The sequence below is a fragment of the Nigerium sp. genome, from assembly GCF_039811905.1.
Lineage (GTDB): Bacteria > Actinomycetota > Actinomycetes > Propionibacteriales > Propionibacteriaceae > Propioniciclava.
In genome coordinates this window covers 19312-37511 of sequence record NZ_JBDHZL010000020.1, presented here as the reverse complement: position 1 = coordinate 37511, position 18200 = coordinate 19312, and the positions used below count along the sequence as shown (strand labels likewise).

The 18200-nt window shown below is 73.1% G+C and carries 17 protein-coding genes and 1 tRNA gene; 8 read left to right on the top strand and 10 right to left on the bottom strand.

Annotation, left to right across the window (positions count from 1 at the left end; translation table 11 throughout):
• Positions 1-253 precede the first annotated feature (253 nt).
• Positions 254-1738, top strand: a complete 1485-nt coding sequence (locus WMJ97_RS05955; protein ID WP_347348058.1) for a right-handed parallel beta-helix repeat-containing protein — start codon at positions 254-256, stop codon at positions 1736-1738.
• 48 nt (positions 1739-1786) lie between these two features.
• Here the strand turns inward: WMJ97_RS05955 and WMJ97_RS05950 are convergent.
• The 7 genes from WMJ97_RS05950 to WMJ97_RS05920 all read right to left on the bottom strand — a co-directional run bounded on the left by WMJ97_RS05950 (position 1787) and on the right by WMJ97_RS05920 (position 9116).
• A tRNA-Asn gene (locus WMJ97_RS05950) sits at positions 1787-1862 on the bottom strand.
• A 37-nt stretch (positions 1863-1899) separates the two neighbouring features.
• Complete coding sequence (locus tag WMJ97_RS05945; protein WP_347348057.1) at positions 1900-2421, bottom strand: hypothetical protein; 522 nt, start codon at positions 2419-2421, stop codon at positions 1900-1902.
• A gap of 93 nt (positions 2422-2514) precedes the next feature.
• A complete protein-coding gene (locus WMJ97_RS05940; protein ID WP_347348056.1) occupies positions 2515-3438 on the bottom strand; it encodes a sigma-70 family RNA polymerase sigma factor in 924 nt (307 codons plus the stop codon).
• 115 nt (positions 3439-3553) lie between these two features.
• Complete coding sequence (gene dnaG, locus WMJ97_RS05935; RefSeq protein WP_347348055.1) at positions 3554-5401, bottom strand: DNA primase; 1848 nt, start codon at positions 5399-5401, stop codon at positions 3554-3556.
• Positions 5402-5519: 118 nt separating this feature from the next.
• On the bottom strand, positions 5520-6359 hold the full coding sequence (locus WMJ97_RS05930) for a hypothetical protein (RefSeq protein WP_347348054.1): 840 nt from the start codon (positions 6357-6359) through the stop codon (positions 5520-5522).
• Complete coding sequence (locus WMJ97_RS05925) at positions 6356-7696, bottom strand: glycosyltransferase 87 family protein (RefSeq protein ID WP_347348053.1); 1341 nt, start codon at positions 7694-7696, stop codon at positions 6356-6358. Before WMJ97_RS05925 ends, WMJ97_RS05930 begins: the two co-directional genes overlap by 4 nt.
• Before the next feature lie 166 nt (positions 7697-7862).
• Complete coding sequence (locus WMJ97_RS05920) at positions 7863-9116, bottom strand: MFS transporter (RefSeq protein ID WP_347348052.1); 1254 nt, start codon at positions 9114-9116, stop codon at positions 7863-7865.
• Positions 9117-9197: 81 nt separating this feature from the next.
• Here WMJ97_RS05920 and WMJ97_RS05915 point away from each other — a divergent pair, with 81 nt between their 5' ends.
• Positions 9198-10115 carry a LysR family transcriptional regulator gene (locus WMJ97_RS05915; protein WP_347348051.1) on the top strand — a complete coding sequence of 306 codons (918 nt, stop codon included), beginning with the start codon at positions 9198-9200 and terminating at the stop codon, positions 10113-10115.
• A 57-nt stretch (positions 10116-10172) separates the two neighbouring features.
• Complete coding sequence (locus WMJ97_RS05910; RefSeq protein ID WP_347348060.1) at positions 10173-10895, top strand: ABC transporter permease; 723 nt, start codon at positions 10173-10175, stop codon at positions 10893-10895.
• Between the two features lie 29 nt (positions 10896-10924).
• On the opposite strand, the gene WMJ97_RS05905 is transcribed toward WMJ97_RS05910, so the two are convergent.
• The gene (locus WMJ97_RS05905; protein ID WP_347348050.1) at positions 10925-12040 is read right to left on the bottom strand and encodes an HD domain-containing protein; all 1116 of its coding nucleotides are present in this window, start codon (positions 12038-12040) and stop codon (positions 10925-10927) included.
• A gap of 109 nt (positions 12041-12149) precedes the next feature.
• Between WMJ97_RS05905 and WMJ97_RS05900 the strand changes: the two genes are divergently transcribed.
• Positions 12150-12932 carry a hypothetical protein gene (locus WMJ97_RS05900; protein ID WP_347348049.1) on the top strand — a complete coding sequence of 261 codons (783 nt, stop codon included), beginning with the start codon at positions 12150-12152 and terminating at the stop codon, positions 12930-12932.
• A 9-nt stretch (positions 12933-12941) separates the two neighbouring features.
• On the opposite strand, the gene dusB is transcribed toward WMJ97_RS05900, so the two are convergent.
• Complete coding sequence (gene dusB, locus WMJ97_RS05895; RefSeq protein ID WP_347348048.1) at positions 12942-14084, bottom strand: tRNA dihydrouridine synthase DusB; 1143 nt, start codon at positions 14082-14084, stop codon at positions 12942-12944.
• A gap of 90 nt (positions 14085-14174) precedes the next feature.
• Here dusB and WMJ97_RS05890 point away from each other — a divergent pair, with 90 nt between their 5' ends.
• A complete protein-coding gene (locus WMJ97_RS05890; protein ID WP_347348047.1) occupies positions 14175-15362 on the top strand; it encodes a DUF2510 domain-containing protein in 1188 nt (395 codons plus the stop codon).
• 26 nt (positions 15363-15388) lie between these two features.
• Here WMJ97_RS05890 and WMJ97_RS05885 read toward each other — a convergent pair whose 3' ends face one another.
• Complete coding sequence (locus tag WMJ97_RS05885; protein WP_347348046.1) at positions 15389-15700, bottom strand: antibiotic biosynthesis monooxygenase; 312 nt, start codon at positions 15698-15700, stop codon at positions 15389-15391.
• Positions 15701-15780: 80 nt separating this feature from the next.
• On the opposite strand from WMJ97_RS05885, the gene WMJ97_RS05880 reads away from it, so the two are divergent.
• From WMJ97_RS05880 to WMJ97_RS05870, 3 genes are all read left to right on the top strand, one after another.
• Positions 15781-16182, top strand: coding sequence for a Fur family transcriptional regulator (locus WMJ97_RS05880; protein ID WP_347348045.1), 402 nt, complete (start codon positions 15781-15783; stop codon positions 16180-16182).
• A 99-nt stretch (positions 16183-16281) separates the two neighbouring features.
• On the top strand, positions 16282-17022 hold the full coding sequence (gene recO / locus WMJ97_RS05875) for a DNA repair protein RecO (RefSeq protein WP_347348044.1): 741 nt from the start codon (positions 16282-16284) through the stop codon (positions 17020-17022).
• A gap of 170 nt (positions 17023-17192) precedes the next feature.
• Entirely contained in the window at positions 17193-18191 is a 999-nt protein-coding gene (locus tag WMJ97_RS05870) for a hypothetical protein (protein ID WP_347348043.1), read from the top strand.
• The last annotated feature ends 9 nt before the right edge of the window (positions 18192-18200 follow it).

Below are 18200 nucleotides of genomic sequence, written 5' to 3'. Positions count from 1 at the left end.
ACAAATGGCAATCCATTGCGCTTTTAGTCGCGCCCGGTTCACTGTCCTTTTGCGAGATCGATTGGGCGAATGGAAATAGAGGGTTTACATTCGGCGAAACTCGTCGAACCGGCTCGAATGCCGCGCTCATTAGGACCATCGCATGACATTTCGCTCAGCCCCGTCATCCTCGCGCGTCTCGCCAACAACTCATCCGCAGCCCTCACGGAAGAACAAGAGCGAAGCTCAGCAGGGATTAGCACCTGATAATTCTTTGATCTCTTCGCAGCGCAGCCCCGCGCTCTCCCGACGTCGCCTGGTGGGGTTGGGGCTCGGGCTCGCCCCGGCGCTTGCGATCGGCCACGAGGTCGTGATGGCGCCCGAGGCCACCGCGGCACCGACGATCGACCTGGCCTCTCGCTACGGGGTTCTTCCCGGTCGGAACGTCACCGCGGCCGTCAACCGGGCCATCGCGGCGCATCCCGGGGCAACCCTGGTGCTGCGTCCTTCGGCCACCCCCTACCTGGTGGACGCCGTGGCATCCATCAAGCTGGCCACCGCCGGCACCCGCTTGGTGCTCACCGGGGCGACCCTGAAGGTGATCCCCAACGCCGCGACCAATTACGCGGCCGTGCTCATGACGGCGCCGAATACGGCCGTCATCGGCGGACAGATCATCGGAGACGTGCGTACCCACCGCGGCACCACCGGCGAGTGGGGCCACGGCATCTCGATCCGGGACGGCGCGCGGGGCGCACGCGTCGACAACGTCCGGATTGCCGAATGCTGGGGCGACGGCATCTATGTCAACGCGCCGAATCAGACAGGAATCACGATCAATCGGGTCCGCTGCGACTACAACCGGCGACAGGGCATTTCCATCGTCGCCTCCACCGGAACGCGCATCACGAAGTCGACCATGTCGAACACCGGCAAGATCAAGGTCACCGCCCCCGGTTTCGGGATCGATGTCGAACCCAATCCCGGTCGCGGCAACGTCGAGGGCCTCGTCGTGGAGGACTGCACGATGTCCGGCAACCTCAACGGCGGGGTGTGCCTGGTGCAAGTCGCGAACTCCACTTCTCGCGCGACGTTCACCCGCTGCACGATCACCGGCAACGGACGCCGCGGCGTCCTCTCCGTCGTCGGCGGACGTGGCCCGGCGCTCTGGACGGTCCGCGACTCGGTCGTGGAGCGTAACGGCGGGGTTGGCGTCGAGTGCCGCTCCGCCGGACTGGTTTTGCTGCGCAACCGCATCGGCGCGAATCACGCGGGCGGTCTCAACCTGCTGGCCCCGGCCGCCGTCACCGGAGGGTCGGTGAGCGGCAACACGGGCACGGGTCTCACGGCGTCCGCGGCCGCCGCTGGATCGGTGATCCACGGGGTGACGTTCAGCCGCAACAGCGTCAGCGGGGTCCACACGGCCGGCCGACTGGTGATGGATGGGTGTGTCGCTACCGCCAATGGGCAGTACGGCTTCGCGCTGCTGGAGGGGTCGGGCGGCTCCGTCCTGACGCGGTGCCGCGCCGAGATGAACTCGCGAACTCAGGCGAAGAGCGAGTTCACGGTGCGTTCGCGCTCCTCGCTGCTGTACTGCACGAGCTACCCCAAACCGTCCCGCACGGCACCGTCGTCGACGCATTCCTGGTATGTCACCAGAGCCGCCGCGGGCATGACGTTCCACCAGTGCGTCGGCCAGGTGGGCACCAAGTCGCACCTGTATGTCGAACCCGGCACGAAGGTGAACATCACCCGGTGAACGCACGAAGTGGGCCCAGCTTCAGCTGGGCCCACTTCGTGTTGTGCTTGGCTCCCCCGATAGGACTTGAACCTATAACCCTCTGATTAACAGTCAGATGCTCTGCCGATTGAGCTACAGGGGATCGCTCGACGCGAGAGTCGACTGTACCAGAGTCTTTCTCAGAACGCCCAGTCGGCTCGGATGTGCGCGAGCTCCGCCTCCGCGGCCTCGGCGAGGGCGGGGTCACGCAGGTTGGTGCCGCGGCCGGGCGAGACGCTCCAGATCACCCCGGACGCCCCCGGCGCCAGCGACCGGCGCGCCGACACGATGACGGTCTTGGAGCCGGTGAGTTCGACGGTCCGTTGGAGCACGATCGTCTGCTCGACGCGTTCGCGGAACAGTTCGGGGAGTTGGCCCGGGTTCTCGAGGGCGAGCTTCTCCTCCGTCGCCGGGTCGGACACGGTGCGCCAGCGCAGCGTCCGGGTGTCGAAGTCCCAGCCGCCGCGCTGGATCTCGTGCCACGGCACGGCTCGCCACGGCTCCGGACCCACGACGAGCCGGTCGGCCAGCCCGACCGCCACGGCGTCCGGGCCCTGCCCCCACGCCAGCACGCGCGGACGCCGGCCGCCCTCCTCGGCCACGAACGCGGACAATCCGTCGTACAGTTCGGCGGGCAGCCCGCCTCGATCGAACATCTTCACCCCGCCATTCTTCCATCGCGTTCGAGGGGCGCCTCGGTGGCTCCGCGCCGGCGTGCGGACGGCGCCCCGGCACGCTCACGGGCCCGATCCCCCCTAGCCCACGCACGCCAGCTCGTCGCGGAGAACGTGGTCGCGGAGGCGTCCGAGGCCCGCCTTCTCGCGGCGCCGGACCGTCGACGTGCTGACGCCCAGGGCGTCCGCGACCTCGGTGTAGCTCATCTCGGGGTGGCCGACACCGAACCTCCGGACGATCACCTCCCGCTCCTCCCGCCCCAGCACCGTGAGCATCTGCGGCAGGTGCCGCCAGTCCTCCGCGGCCGGCTGCTCGGGCTCCACCCCGGACGCCCGCAGCGCCTGCAGCGACACCGGCGGCGCGTCGGCGAGCGCCCGCTCCACCCACGCCACCGGACGCCCCAGCTCGCCGGCCAACTCCTCGGCGGACGCCTCCCGCCCGAGCGCCGTCGTCAACCGGTACCGCGTCGCCCGCACCTGCCGCTGCTCCCGCGCCCGGCTCACCGGCACCCCGAGAAGACCGCACTTCGTGACGACGGCGTTCATCACCTGCATGCGGATCCACGGCAGCGCGAACGTCGCGAACGCCGCCCCGCGCGTGTGGTCGAACCGCCGCAGTGCCTCGATCAGCCCGAGGACGCCCTCCTGAAACAGCTCGTCGGAGTCCAGGTCGGCCCGCCGCGCATACCGTCGCACGACCAGGCTGACCAGCCGCAGGTTGCCGCAGATCATGCGCCGCCAGGCGCGCTCGCCGTCGGCGACGAGGGCGTCGAGTTCGGCGTCCGTCGGGCTGACCCGCCCGGCCCGCCCGCGCCCGACCTGTCCGCGTCCGGACCCGATCGGCGCCGGCCCCCGGCCCCGCGCCCCCTCGCCGAACCCGGACGCCGGCGCCTCCCGCGAGCGTCGCAGCGCGCCGGCCAGGAGGCCGGCCTCGATGGCGCACGCGAGGGCCTGCTCCTCCGCGCGGGTGGGGACGTCGACGGTGAAATCAAAGGTGATGGTCATGCCCACCACGATGGGGACGCGGCGGCGTCCTGGAGCGCTATTCACAGCCCGACGAGGGGCAACACCATGTAGACATCGATGTTCGCGACAGGGTTGACCGCCGCCGGACGATGCGTCAGGCTTCCCCGATGGCCTGCGCCTGGAGGTCGCGCCGCAGCGCCTCCAACTCGAGCAGCCGGGCGAACATCTTGTTGTACTCCGACTGGTGCTCCAGCGGGTTCGTGCGCTGGAGCTTCGACTTCACATCGGCGATCGCCCGCGTCACCGTCAGCAGCCGCAGCCGGGCGGCGTACTCGTGGGCGTACAGGGTCGACGGCTCGCGCAGCAGCGACTCCACCGACAGCGCGATGATCAACTGCTCCCCGACCGGGTTGCCGACGGCGTCCAGTACCTGCTGCGGCCATCCCGGAGTCGCCCGATCCACCTGGCTGACCAGCTCGAACACCCGCCGGTAGGCGGGGTTCGTGAAGTCGTCGGGGGTGATGCCGTTCCAGTCGGCGTCGAAGCACTGAGGCTGCTGCACGGCCAGCTTGAGCGTGCCGCGCTCGACCTCGAGCCGCCGGTCGCGCGGGTCGGGCAGGGCGGTCATCGCCGTCTGCCCGGACGCCTCCGGCTCGGCCTCGGCGCGCCCGCGCGTCTCCGCCGGCGGACGGTTGTTCGCCCGCGTCACCTCCGCCCGGACCTCGTCGGGGTTCATGCCGACCATGCCCGCCAGCTCGCGCAGGTACGCCGTCACCAGCGACGAATCCCGGACGCTCTTCATCAGCGGCGCCGCCGCGCGCACGGCGGCGAGGCGTCCGTCGGCGCGATCGAGGTCGAACCGGGCGACGGTGTTCTTCATCACGAACCGGTACAGCGGGACGCGCCGGGCGACCAGCTCGCGCACCGCGGCGTCCGAGTGCTGGAGGCGCAGGTCGCACGGGTCGAGCCCCGTCGGCTCGACGGCCACGTAGGTCTGGGCGATGAAGTTCGTGTCGGAGTTGAACACCTTCATGGCGGCGTTCTGACCGGCCTGGTCGCCGTCGAACGTGAAGATGACCTCGCCGTTCATCGCGTCGGCGGTCATGAGCCGCTGGATGAGCCGGCCGTGATCGTCCCCGAAGGCGGTGCCACACGACGCGACGGCGGTGTCGACGCCGGCGATGTGGCAGGCCATCACGTCGGTGTAGCCCTCGACGACGACCGCCTGGTTCTTCTTGCCGATCTGCTGCCGCGCCAGGTCGAGGCCGTAGAGCACGTGGCTCTTCTTGTAGACGACGGTCTCGGGGGTGTTGAGGTACTTGGCCGGCATCCGGTCGTCGTCGAAGAGCCGGCGGGCGCCGAAGCCGAGCACGGAGCGGCCGGCGTCCCGGATCGGCCAGAGCAGGCGCGCCTGAAAGAAGTCCCACCCGTTCTCGCGGACCAACCCGGCCTTGACCAGGTCTTCCGCGCTGAAGTTCTTGGCGAGCAGGTAGTCGCGCAGGTCGTGTCCGCCGCGCGGCGCGAACCCGATGCCGAACCGCTCCGCGTGCTCCTGGGTGAAGCCGCGCCCGTCGAGGAACTGCCGGCCCTTCAGGGCGTCCGGCGTGTGCAACTGGCGCGCGAAGAAGTCGGCGGCGGCCGCGTTCGCCTCGAGGATGCGCATGCGCAGCCCCGGCTCCACGCGCGGCCCGCCGCCCTCGGTGTACCGCAACTGGACGCCCGCCCGGTCGGCCAGCCACTCGACGGCCTCGGTGAAGCCCATGTTGTTGATCTTCTGCACGAACTTGATGACGTCGCCGCCCTCGCCGCAGCCGAAGCAGAAGTAGAAGCCCTTGGCCGGCGTCACGCGGAAGCTCGGCGTCTTCTCGTCGTGGAACGGGCACAGGCCCACCAGCGACCCGCCGCCCGCGTTGCGCAGGGTGACGAAGGAGCCGACGATGTCTTCGATCCGCGAGCGCTCCCGGACCGTCGTGAGGTCCTCCTCGTTGATCAGCCCTGCCACGGGGTGCAGTCTAGCCCGGCGCCCCGGACGGCCCCGGGAGCCCGCCGGGCCGGCGTCGCGAACCCCGCGGCACCTGGCCCTGGACGCCCACCCCAGCGCTCGTGCGCGCGCTCGTCGGTCACCCGGGTGCCGCGCCGCCCTCCTCCCCAGACGCCGCCCGCGCGGCCGCGCTCTCGGCCTGGTCGACGGCCCGTCGCGCCTCCTCGACGCGGCGCCGCGCGAGGTCGGCGCGGGCCAGGGCGTCCTTGAGGCGTTGCTCGGCCTGGGACGCCTCCCGCCGCGCGGCGAGAACCCTCCGCTGGGCGGCGGCGACCGCCTCCGCGCGTTCGCGGGCCCGCCGCTCCTCCTCCGCGGCCCGCCGGCGCTCGGCTTCGGCCTCGGCTTCGGCCCCCTTGGACGCCTCGCCCGGCGCCGCATCGGCCGCGTCCAACCGCGTCAGCGCCCCCGGGCCGACCATGGCCGCCAACGCCTCGGCGAGCGACTGCTCGCCCGACCCGCCCTGCGGGACGGGCCGCGCGAGGCGTCCGGACGCCACCACCTCGACCGCCGCCGCGTCGTCGAGCAGCCCGCGCAGGGTGCCCCGCACCTCCTCCAGCGCCGTCGGCGACGGCCGGACGCCCCGCTCCAGCAGGAAGCGGGCAAGATCGCTGAGGACGCGGCCCTCCCGCGCCGAGCGCTCGCGGCTCAGGGCGAGCGCTCGGCCGGAGTCGTGTGCGGCCCGGGCGTCGTGCAGATCGCGCGCGAACCGGAGATAGGCGACGAGACTCACCAGCTTGTCGCGGGCCGCCAGGTTCAGGTACCAGGCCGACACCACCGGGCGCTGCAGCTTCTTGATCGCCGCCGCGACGTCGCGGCGCTTCTCGGCCCGCGCCTGGCTGGCGAGGTCGTCGCGGCGGGCCACGAAGGCCGACGGCTCGAGCCCGTAGAGCTCGTCGGCGGCGGCATCCACGGACATCACGGCGGCCCCCCGGGTGAGGGGCCGGGCCCGTCGGCGACCCCGGCCCGGTCACCCACCCCCGCCCCGACCCCCTCGGGCACCGGCGGCAGCGGCCCGTGGGGACGCCGGGCGCCGCGCCCGGCCAGCTCGGCCACGCAGAGCGTCGCGATGACGGCGACGGCGCCCAGGGGGTACGACGCGGTCCACCAACTCGCGCCGTCGGCGCCCCCGAACGCGAACGTGCCGATCGCGTGGCCGTCACGGTCGTAGCGCGCCGTCAGCAGCAGCGTGGCGACGCCCCACCCCAGCCACCACGGCCAGCGCCGATCGCCGGCGATCGCCCCGACCAGCGCGGCGACGAGCGGCCACCACACGAGGATGACCAGCCAGATCCAGTGATGCTCCCACGAAAACGGCGCGGCCACGCACGACGCGGCCCCCACCACGCCGGCCCCGAGCACGGGCAGCCCCCGGTTCACCAGGCGGCCGCCCACCCAAAGCGCGGCCAGGCACACGGCGGCGGCGCCGGCGAGCCAGACCCACCCGGGTGCGCCGGGGGCCAACCGGGCCAGCACCCCGTCGAGCGACTGGTTCACGATCCACGTGCTCGGCGCGATGCGGCGGGTGTCGCGGACCGCGACGGTCCAAAACTGCCAGGCGTCGCGCGGCAGCACGAGGAAGCCCACGAGCACCGTCGCCGCGAACGTGCCGGACGCCACCGCCGCCGCCCGCCATCGCCGCGACACGAGCAGCAACACGACGAACAGCAACGGCGTCAGCTTCAGCCCGGCGGCCAGGCCGATGCCGACGCCGGCCCAGCGCCGCTCGCGCGGCGGGCCGCGGAGTGCCACGAGATCGCGCACGACGAGCGCCATGATCACGACGTTGATCTGCCCGAGCCAGAACGTGTCGGCCAGCGGCACGAGTAGCAGCAGGAAGCCGAACCCGAAGAACGCCGTCGCCCCGCGGGTCACGATCGACCCGGCGCCGCGGGACTCCCGCGTCACCATGCCGACCGTCCACACCGTCAGCACGGCGTTCACCACGATCCACAGCGAGCCGAGCACCCCGAGGTCGACCAGCGCCATCGGCAGGAACGCCAGCGCCGCGAACGGCGGGTACACGAAGAACAACTCGACGAAGACCGGCTCGTACAGCGGACGCCCGGCCAGCACCGCCTGCGCCCCCGCCTGGTAGACGCGCACGTCGATGCGGAACGAGTTGTACGGCTCCCTCAGGGCCTGGTTCAGCCAGTAGGAGAAGGCCACGGCGGCGAAGATCACCGCCCCGGTCTCGACCCGGCGCCGCACGACCCGGAACCCCGCCCGGGCCACCCCCGGCTCCCCTGCCCTCGTCACGGACGCCAGCGTAACGGCCGCCGCCGACAAATCCCGGGGCCCGCCGCGCAGGCGCCCGACACGCCCGGACGCGGGCGTCCGACACGCCCGTCCGCGGGCGTCTCGCACGCCGCGACGCCCGCGTCCGGCCAGCCGGTACGCAGGCGTCCGGACCCGGGCCGCTCACTCAGCCGCGCGCGGGCAGCGCCTCGGAGTGCTTGAGGAAGTACGCCAGGACGCCCACCCCCACGAACAGGGCCGCGTTCTCGCCCACGACGCCGAGCCAGCCGAAGGCCCCGTAGGCGGTGCCGGCCAGCGTCCCGAAGACCGACGAGCCCAGGTAGTAGCTGAACAGGTACAGCGACGCCGCCTGCGCGGTCGCGATGCCCGCGGCGTACGCGCGCACCGGCACCCAGGCGCTGGCGACGCCGTGCACGACGAAGAACCCGGCCACCACGAGGGCCAGCCCGACGACGATCACCGGCAGCGAGCCCGACAGCGTCAAGGCGAGCCCCGCGATCGCGATCAGCGAGCCGATCGGGAGCACGGCCCGGTAGCCGAACGCATCGGCGAGGCGTCCGGCCACCATCGAGGAGACCGAGCCCACCGGGTACACACAGAACAACAGGCTCACCGCGGCCAGGCTGAGCCCGAAGGGCGCGGCCGTCAGCCGGAACCCGATCGTGTTGAACGTGGCCACCTGCGCGCCCATCGCGAGCCCGCCGATCAGATACAGGCCCACCAGCACGCGGTCGGACCACGCCGCCCGGAACAGCGTCCACAGCCCCGCCTCCCCGCGCGCCACCGGCTCGTACCGCCGGGAGGCCGGCAGCAGCAGCCGGACCGCGACCGCACAGACCACGCCCAGGAGGGCGGCGGCGCCCAGGGACCAGCGCCAGCCGGCGGCGTCCACGACGGCGCCGGTGAGCAGGCGTCCGGTCATGCCGCCCAGGGCGGTCCCGCCGATGTAGAGGCCCGCTGCGCGGGCCTGGGACGCCGGGTGCAGTTCCTCGCGCAGGTAGGCCGTCGCGACGGCCGGCAGCCCGGCGAGCACGACTCCCTCGGCGAACCGCAGGCCCAGCAGGGCCGGCCACGTCGGCGCGAGCGCGCACAGCCCGGCCACCACGGCGGACGCGGCGAGCGAGGTGTGGATCAGCGCGGTGCGCCCCCGGCGGTCCGAGATCGGGCCGGCCACCAGCAGCGCGACGCCGAGCCCGGCGGCCGTCACCGAGACGGCGAGGGTGCTGGCGCCCGACGTCAGGCCGAACGCGGCGGCGAGGTCGGGCAGCACCGCCTGCGTGCTGTACAGCAGGGCGAACGTGGCCAGGCCGGCGACGAACAGGGCCGCGACGATCCGCACGTACGGCCACGTGCCGGGCCGGTGGCCGGCCCCGGGCGAGGGGGTCGCGGTCTCGGTGGGAGTGTCGATGTCGGTGCTCACTCCCCCAGGCTCCGCCGGGGACAGTCATGCGTCCAATGTGCATCTCACACCTTCTCAATGCGTTTGTCGTATCGTGCGGGGGTGCGCATCCGCGATCTGACCTGGCTGGTGGCCGTCGCCGAGCAGGGCCACGTGACGGACGCCGCCGCGCGCCTCGGCGTCCCGCAGCCCACCGTCTCGCGGGCTCTGGCCCGGGTGGAGTCCGAGATCGGAGCCCCCTTGCTCACCCGGACGCCGACGGGCGTCGTCCTCAACCCCCTCGGCGAGCTCGTGGTGGCCGCCGCGCGCGACCTCACCGAGCGCTACCGGCGCCTCACCGACGACGTCGCCCGGGCGCTCAACCCCGACTCCGGGGTCGTCCGGTTGGCGTTTCTCGACTCGATGGCGACCACCCTCGTGCCCCGGCTGCTGCGCGACTTCCACGCCGAGGCGCCCGGCGTCCGCATCGAGCTGCGGCAGGAGCCGGGCCACGAGATCGAGGCCGACCTGCTGACGGGGGCCGCCGACGTCGCGGTCACGTCGGGGGCCACCGCGGGCCCGGCCGACGAATGGATCCCCCTGCAGCACGACCGGCTGACGCTGATCGTGCCGCCGAGCCACCCGCTGCGCACGCGGCGCTCGGTCGCGCTCGCCGAGCTGGCGGACGTCGGCTTCGTCTGCGTCCTGCCGGGGTTCGGCTACCGGATCCTCACCGACCGCCTCCTCGCGGACGCCGGCGTCGCCCCGCCCGTCACCTTCGAGAGCGCCGACCTCGCGACCATCGAGGGTCTGGTCGCGGCCGGGCTCGGCGTCGCGATCGTCCCGCAGGCGTTCGTGGGATTGTCCGGCAGCGTCGGCGTCCGGCTGACCGACCACGGCGCCGCCCGCGACATCGGCCTCACCTGGCGCACCGACCGCGCGCTGACGCCCGCGGCGTCCCGGTTCGTCGCGTTCGTGGCGCGGCGCACCCCCGGGCTCGCACCCGCGGCCGATGCCACGCCGCACCCGGACGGTGGCTAGGGTGTTTCGTAGGAGGTTGGCATGACCGTCACCGTCGGTTGGGGGCTCCTCGTCGCGCTGGTGCTCTTCGTGGCGATCGCCACGGTCACGAGCCGGGCGGCCGGGCTCGGGCTGGCCCGCGCGCAGGCGTTCGCCGCCGTCCGCGCGATCGTGCAGTTGGCCGCGGTCAGCCTCGTCATCACCGTGGCCGTGCAGTCGATCTGGGGCGCGCTGGCGTTCTCGGCGTTCATGTTCAGCGTGGGCGTCTGGACGACGACGTCCCGCGTCGGGGCCCGCCGCGCCTGGCCGTGGACCGTCGTGGCCATGGCGGCCGGCGTCGTCCCGGTGCTCGCCCTCGTCTTCGTCACCGGCGCGGCGCCGCTGAACGGCGTGTCGATCGTGGCGCTGGGCGGCATCGTGATCGGCAACATGATGACCGGCCACACCCTCGCGGGACGCCGCTGCTTCGCCGAACTCCGCGAGAACCGGGGCATCTACGAGGCCGCGCTCGCGCTCGGCTTCACGCGGCGGGAGAGCATCCGCCGGGTGCTGGCCCCCGTCGTCGCCGAGGCCCTCATCCCGAACCTCGACCAGACCCGCACGGTCGGGCTGGTGACGCTGCCGGGGGCGTTCATCGGCGTCCTGCTGGGCGGCGGGTCACCGCTGCAGGCCGGCGCCGCGCAGGTGCTCGTGCTGATCGGCGTCATGGCCGGGCAGGCGCTCACGGTCACGACCGCCGCCTCCCTGATGGAGCGCGCCCTGCTGCTGCCTCCCGACCTCGCCGAATCGCTCCAGCCCTAGCCGCGGCCCCCTTCCCCCGTCCGGACGCCCTAGCGGCCCCGCCCGATGCCCCGCGGCAGCCGGGCCGGGTCGTACCCGAGCCGCTCGACGGCCGTGTCGAACGCGAAGCGGTCGGTCATGCCGCCGACGTAGGCGACGACGGCGCGCACCAGCGCGTCCCCCTCCTCGCCGGCGTAGCCGGGGAGGCGTCCGGGGTCGGCGAGGTAGTACTCGACGAGGGCGCGCAGCACGGCGACCACGGCGTCCGACTGCGCAACGGACTCGGGCCGCGTGTAGATGCGCACGTAGTTGAACGAGCGCAGGGCGGCCAGCGCGGACGCCGTCTCCCCGTCCATCCCCACCTGCCCCGTGGACGCCGCCGTGCGGATCACCGACCGGATGAACGTCGCCAACTGCTCGCGCCGCGTCGCCCCCGCCACCTCGACGACCTCGGGTGGCAGGTCGGCCAGCGAGACGATGCCGGCGTACACCGCGTCCTCCAGATCGTGGGCGCAGTAGGCGATGCGGTCGGCCCACGACGCGATCTCGCCCTCGACGGTCGCGGGCGCCGGGCGCGACCACGAGTGGTTGCGGATGCCGTCGAGCGTCTCCAGGCACAGGTTCAGCGGCGTCAGCACGACGTCGGCCCCCCACGGCCCATGGTCGTACCCGCCGGGCAGGAACGCATCGAACGCGTCCTCCGACGCGTGCCCGCCCGGCCCGTGCCCGCAGTCGTGCCCGAGCGCGATCGCCTCGGCCAGCGCGACGTTCGCCCCGACGCCGCGCGCGATGGACGTGGCCACCTGCGCGACCTCCAGCGCATGGGTGAGGCGCGTGCGCTCGTGGTCGGCCGGATGGACCACCACCTGCGTCTTGCCCGCCAGGCGCCGGAACGCCGCCGAGTGGACGATGCGATCCCGATCCCGCTCGAAGCAGGTGCGCTCGATGTCGGGCTGTTCCGGACGCGCCCGGTTGCCCGCCCCGTGCGCGAACGTGGCGCCGGGGCTCAGCAGGGCCCGCTCGCGCTCTTCGCGCGCGACCCGCCCGAGGGGCGCCTCGATGCCGAGGGACGCCGCCGAGTCGGCGTGGGCGCGCACCAGACCCGACCCGGGGTGCCCCCGCATCGTCGTCGCCCAGGCCCGCGCGCGCGGTGAGAGGTCGTCCATGGGGCCATCATTCCAAACGGGTCCGACACGTGCCGCTGCCCCCACCGCTTGGCCGGGCATGCAACCATGGCTCAGACACTCCCCTTCCCGGTCAGACAAGGACGTACCCATGAGCGACACCCAGAACCCGGGCTCCCACGAGGCCGGCAGGCCCTCCGGCGAGCGCGATCCGCGAACCCCCGAGAACCAGGACGCCGCCCAGCAGTACCCGCAGGGCCAGTACCAGCAGGGGCAATACGAGCAGGGCTCGTACCCGCAGGGTCAATACGACCAGGGCCAGTACGGGCAGGGGTACGGCCAGCAGCCCTACCAGTACGACCAGCAGGGGTACGACCCGGCGTACCACAACCAGTACAACGGCCAGTACAACCAGGGCTACGGCCAGCAGAATTACGGCCAGCAGGGGTACGACCAGGGCTATCAGCAGGGCGGCTACCAGCAGGGCTACCCTCAGGCCGGCTACCCCCAGCAGTACCCCGAGTCCGGCTACCAGAACCCCTACGCGCCGAAAGACAAGCCGAGCCTCGTCGGCCAGATCGCCCTCGGCCTCGTGGTGGTCTGCGCGATCATCCTCGGCATCGCTATGTATCAGCTGGGGGTGTTCGGCGGGCAGATCGCCCTCCTGCAGCCCGGCATCGCGCGCGGCGAGCAGCCGAACATGAACGACCCGCAGGTCATGGCGCTGGCGCAGCAGTTCTCGCCCTGGATGACGGCGATCGCGTTCAGCTCGATCGTCGGCATCATCGGCTGGATCGTGGGCATCGTCGCGTTCGTGCAGCGCCGTGGGCGCCGGCCCGCACTCGGCGCGATCGTCCTCGGCGTCCTCGCTCCGGTGATCGGCTTCATCCTGATGATGGTCGCGATGATGCCGGCCATCCGGACCCTCGCGTAGCGGCGTCCGTCAGCCCCCCGACACGTCGGACTCGGCGGCCGAGAGATCCTCGTCGCCGAGTTCGCGCGAGTCGAGCCAGCCGTAGGGCAGCACGACCCGCTCCCGCGGCGTCCCCTGGCGCCCGCGGGGCTCGCCGAGGGCCTCGGTCGGGAACGGGACGTCCGGGTCCAGCTTGGCGAGTTGGGCGTCCAGATCGGCCAGGCTCGACACCAGGCCGAGCCCGCGGCGGATCTCCCCGCCCACCGGGAACCCCTTGAAGTACCAGGCCATGTGCTTGCGCAGGTCGGTGAGCCCCCAGCGCTCCCCCTGCAGCTCGGCGAGCAGCACCGCGTGGCGACGCACCGTCGCCGCCACCTCGCCCAGCGTGGGCAGGGTGCGGTGGGGGCGTCCGGCGAAGGCGTCCGCGAGGTCGCGGAACAACCACGGACGCCCCAGGCACCCGCGCCCGATCACGACGCCCGCGCAGCCGGTCTGCTCGACCATGCGCAGCGCGTCGGCGGCCTCCCAGATGTCGCCGTTGCCGAGCACGGGGATGCTCACGGAGTCCACCAACTCGGCGATCGTCTCCCAGCGCGCCTGCCCGGCGTAGGCCTGCTTGACCGTCCGGGCGTGGAGGGCGATGGCGGCGACGCCGGCGTCCTCCGCGATGCGACCGGCATCGGAAAACGTCAGATGGTCGTCGTCGATGCCCAGCCGGGTCTTCATCGTCACCGGGACGCCGTACGCGTCGGCCGCGCGCACGGTCGCGCGCAGAATGGACGCCAGCCGGTCGGCCTTCCACGGCAGCACGCCCCCGCCGCCGCGCCGGGTCACCTTGGGCACCGGGCAGCCGAAGTTCAGGTCGATGTGGTGGACGCCGAACTCCTCGCACAGGATGCGCGCCGCGTCGGCCATCACGCCCGCGTCGACGCCGTAGAGCTGCACCGACCGGGTCGTCTCGCCGGGCGCGAAGCGGAGCATGTCGAACGTCTTGGGGATCCGCTCGACGACCCCGCGCGACGTGATCATCTCGCACACGTAGAGCCCGGCCCCCTGCTCGAGGCAGAGCTGCCGGTACGCCGGGTTGGTGATGCCGGCCATCGGCGCGAGCACCACCGGCGTCTCGCTGACCACCGCGTCCGGACGCGATGGCGCGCTCAAACTCAACGACATGCGCCCTCCTGTTCGGCGACCCACCCTACGCGCCCCGGAAATGTCGGACGCCTCGCCTAGACTGTCCGCGTTTCCGCGAGGAGGTGTCCGATGCCCGAGGCCGGCTGGTACGACGATCCTGACGGCACGCCCGGGCGCCTGCGGTGGTGGGACGGGGGGTCGTGGACCGACCGCACCCGTCCATTGCCCGGCGACGCGTCCACCGGGCCGACCCTCATCCCGCCGGCGGGCGACGACGGGCCGCCCACGCTCATCGAGCCGGCGGCGTCCCCGCACGCCGGGCCCTCGTTCGCCGAGGCGCGCGGGGCGTCCGGGGCCGAGGGCCCCGGGGCGTCCGGGGCCGAGGGCGACGCCGGGGCAGCGGGTGGGGCCGCCGCCCCCACCGGGGCCCACCTGACCGGCGTGCAGTCGGGCGGTGCGCAGGCGTCCGGCGGGCAGCCCCCCGTTCCGCCCTGGCAGGGCCCCAGCGAGGAGACACCGTGGTACGCGCGGGGCGAGCCGCGCGAGTCCGGACGCCCCCGGCGCCGGTCCGTCGCCGCGATCGTCCTGGTGGGGCTGAGCGGGCTGCTGGTCCTCGCGGTCGTGGTCAGTCTGTTCGGCCTCGCGCCCGGGCTGCTCCGCGGCCCCGACAGCTCGGCGGGGCCCGTCGCGACGCCGACGCAGCCCGACCCGGAGTGGACGGAGTTCCCGATCCCGCCGCAGCCCACCGCGCAGCCGTCGCTGACCATCCCGCCGGATTCGCCGGAGCCCGTCCAGACCAGCCCAGGCGCGAGCGCGCGGCCGGTCGCGTCCTGCCCGAACCTGCCGGCGTCCGGCACGACGATCGGCGACGGGCACGCCCGCGTGACGACGCCCGGGTCGTGGCAGGCGGGCGACCAGCCCGAATGGACCGGGTGCGGGGCCATGCGGTACCGCCCGCTCGGCGACACGTGGCAGACCGTCGTGATGGCCGGGTCGATCGAGGCCGACGAGGGCACGTCGGCGCAGCAGGTCGCGCTGGAGTTGTGGTCGTGGAACGCGCAGCGCAACTACGGGCTCGCGCCGGCGCGGGCGGTGCTGCAGCGCAGCCAGGCCATCACCGTGAACGGGGTTCCGGGGTGGCGGCTGGCGGGCCAGGTGCTCGTCGACGGCCAGCGGTACTCCGGCGACGACGTCACGGTCGTCGTGCTGCAGCCGAACGACCAGGAGAACAGCGGCGTCCTGACGGTGTCGGCGATCGGCGACGCGCGCAGCAAGGCCGAGTGCGACGGGATCTGGCGTTCGCTTCGGGTTTCGTAGCGTCCGCGGCCTGCGGTGGTCGCCGCTCAGGCCGAGCCGCGCGGCACGTTGAAGCCGACGTCGGCGGCGTCCGCGTAGGCGGTCGGCTCGTCGATGGCCTCGTTGAGCAGCGGCATGAGCGTCATCTTCGCCTCGTAGCCGTTGTAGGCGCGGCGGTACGAGCCGACGTCGGCCCAGCGGGTGACGAGCGCCCAGAGCTCGGGGTCGTCGACGTTCTTGCCGATCTCCGCCGACTCGCAGCCGGGGCGTCCGGCGAAGAAGTCGGCGGCGGCGCGGGCGCGGGCCTCGAAGTCGTCGGCGCGGTCGAGCGGCACGGCGAACCGGACGATCACGAACATGCGCGCACGCTAGCAGGCCGGCCGGGGCGGCGTCCGGAGGCGCCTTGCACGCGCCCCCGGCGGGGGGTATACACGGCCCCATGACCTCGTCCACGGGCCGGCGGCACACACGGCAGCGCACCGCGGTCGCCGACGTGCTCGACGGGCTCGAGGAGTTCCGCACGGCGCAGGAGGTGCACGACCTGCTGCGGGGCCGCGGCGACGGGGTCGGCCTCGCGACCGTGTACCGCAACCTGCAGGCGATGGCGGACGCCGGGGAGGTCGACGTCGTCCGGACGCCGGACGGCCAGGCCGCCTACCGGCGGTGCGCCGAGCATCACCATCATCACCTCATCTGCCGCCGGTGCGGGCGGACGGTCGAGGTCGAGTTCCCCAACTTCGAAGACGTCGTGGCCGCGTTGGCAGGGCGGCACGGGTTCACGTCCGTCGACCACGAGGTCGAGCTGTACGGCCTGTGCGCGTCGTGCGCGGCGGCGTCCTGAGGTCGGCGTCCCCGGAGGCGGCAGGGTTCCCGACGCGCCGGGCCCGGCCACCGGCCGGGCTGCGCGGAGGCGTCCGTCGGCGATGGAAGAATGGACGCCGTGCCGACCTACCGTGACGAAGCCGTGGTGCTGCGCACCCACAAGCTGGGTGAGGCGGACCGGATCGTCACCGTGCTCTCACGGCGGCACGGCAAGGTGCGCGCGGTCGCGCGGGGCGTGCGGCGGACGTCGTCGAAGTTCGGGGCGCGGCTGGAGCCGTTCAGTCATGTGGATGTGCAGTTCGCCACGGGTCGCACTCTCGACGTGATCACCGAGGCGGTCACGCTGCACGCGTATTCCGAGCCGTTGTGCTCCGACTACGAGCGTTACACGACCGGGGAGGTCCTGCTGGAGACGGCGGACCGGCTGGTCTCCGAGGAGGGGCAGCCGTCCGCGCGGCAGTTCTCGCTGCTGGTGGGGGCGCTGCACGCGCTGACGTCGGGCACGTCGGACGGGCCGCGGCCCGCCTCGATGGTGATGGACGCCTACCTCCTCCGCGCGGTGGCGACGGCCGGCTTCGCGCCGGCCCTGGCCGAATGCGCGGTCTGCGGGGCGCCGGGGCCGCACGAGGCGTTCTCGCCGGCGTCCGGGGGGATGGTGTGCCGGCGGTGCCGGCCGCCGGCGTCCGCGCTGCTCGCCCCCGGAACCCTGGACTACCTGTGCGCCCTGATCAGCGGCGACTGGCCGGCGACGAGGGAGGCGACGGACGTCGTCCGGAGGCAGGCGTCCGGGCTCATCGCCGCCTTCGTCTCCTGGCACCTCGAGCGCGGCCTGCGGACGTTGGCGTACCTCGACCGCTGACCCGTGGGCGTTTCTACCTGACGTTCTCCACCGCGGGCGGTGGAGAACGTCACACACCCCGGACGCCCGGTCGCGCGGCCGGGACAGGGTTATCCACAGTTTCAACGTCGGTGACACGAAACGCCCGCGCGCTCCCATCGTAGGTAGAACCGCATCTCGAAGGAGCCGCCGTGAAACCCTTCCCGCTCTCGCCCCAACACCCTGGCCTCGCGACCACGCGGGAACTGCACGACGCGGGGTGGAGCGACCGCATGATCGAGCACTTCGCCGCCCACCGGGGCGTGCGCCTGTTTCCGAGGGTCTACTGCGAACACCGCGGGACCCTGACCGACCAACAACTGCTCGTGGCCGCACACCTGTGGGCAGGCCCGGGCACGGCGCTGACCGGCGCGATGGCGCTGCGCGCCCACGGCGTCCCGTTGCCGGGCCCACCTGACTTCATCCGCTTTCTCACCCGCGCCGCCGGACGCCGCCGCTCCTTCCGCGGCGTGACGCTGGCCCGCACGCGCACCGCGTGGGTGGCCGAGCCGATCGAGGGCGTCCCGACCGTCGGGGTGGCGCGGGCCCTGGCGGACCTCGGGCTCTACGCCGAATACCCGCGGTCGAGCCTGCAGGCCCTCACCATCAGCGCCCTCCAACGCGGGCTGACGGCGCCCGACGCGGTCGAGCGCGAGCTCATCTCGTCGAATCACCAGCGCATACTCGCGATCGGGGACGCCGTGCGCGCCTTCCGGGCCGGCGCGTGGTCGGTGCCGGAGAAGCGGCTGGCGGACCTCGTCGCGTCGAGCGAGACCCTCCCTGCCATGCTGGCGAATCCGCGGTTGGCTACGCTCGACGGTCGCTTCGTCGGCCGTCCGGACGCCTACTTCGACGATGCGGGAGTCGCGGTGCAGGTGCACTCCCGGCAGTTTCACGAGGGCTTCGCCGCCGACGGACGGGATCTGTGGGCGGCGACCGTCGAGAAGGACAACCGCCTGCGCGAGTTCGGAGTGGTGGTGGTCGGCGTCACGCCGACCACGCTGGTCGAGGGGCCGGGTGCGTTCGTGGCGCAGTTGGAGCACATCGTCCGCATGAATGCCGGACGCCCGCCGCTTCCGTTGGTCGTGACCCCCTGCGCCGTCGACCCCGTGTGGCATTCTCCACACCAGACTGTGGAGAGTGTCAGGTAGAAACGCCCA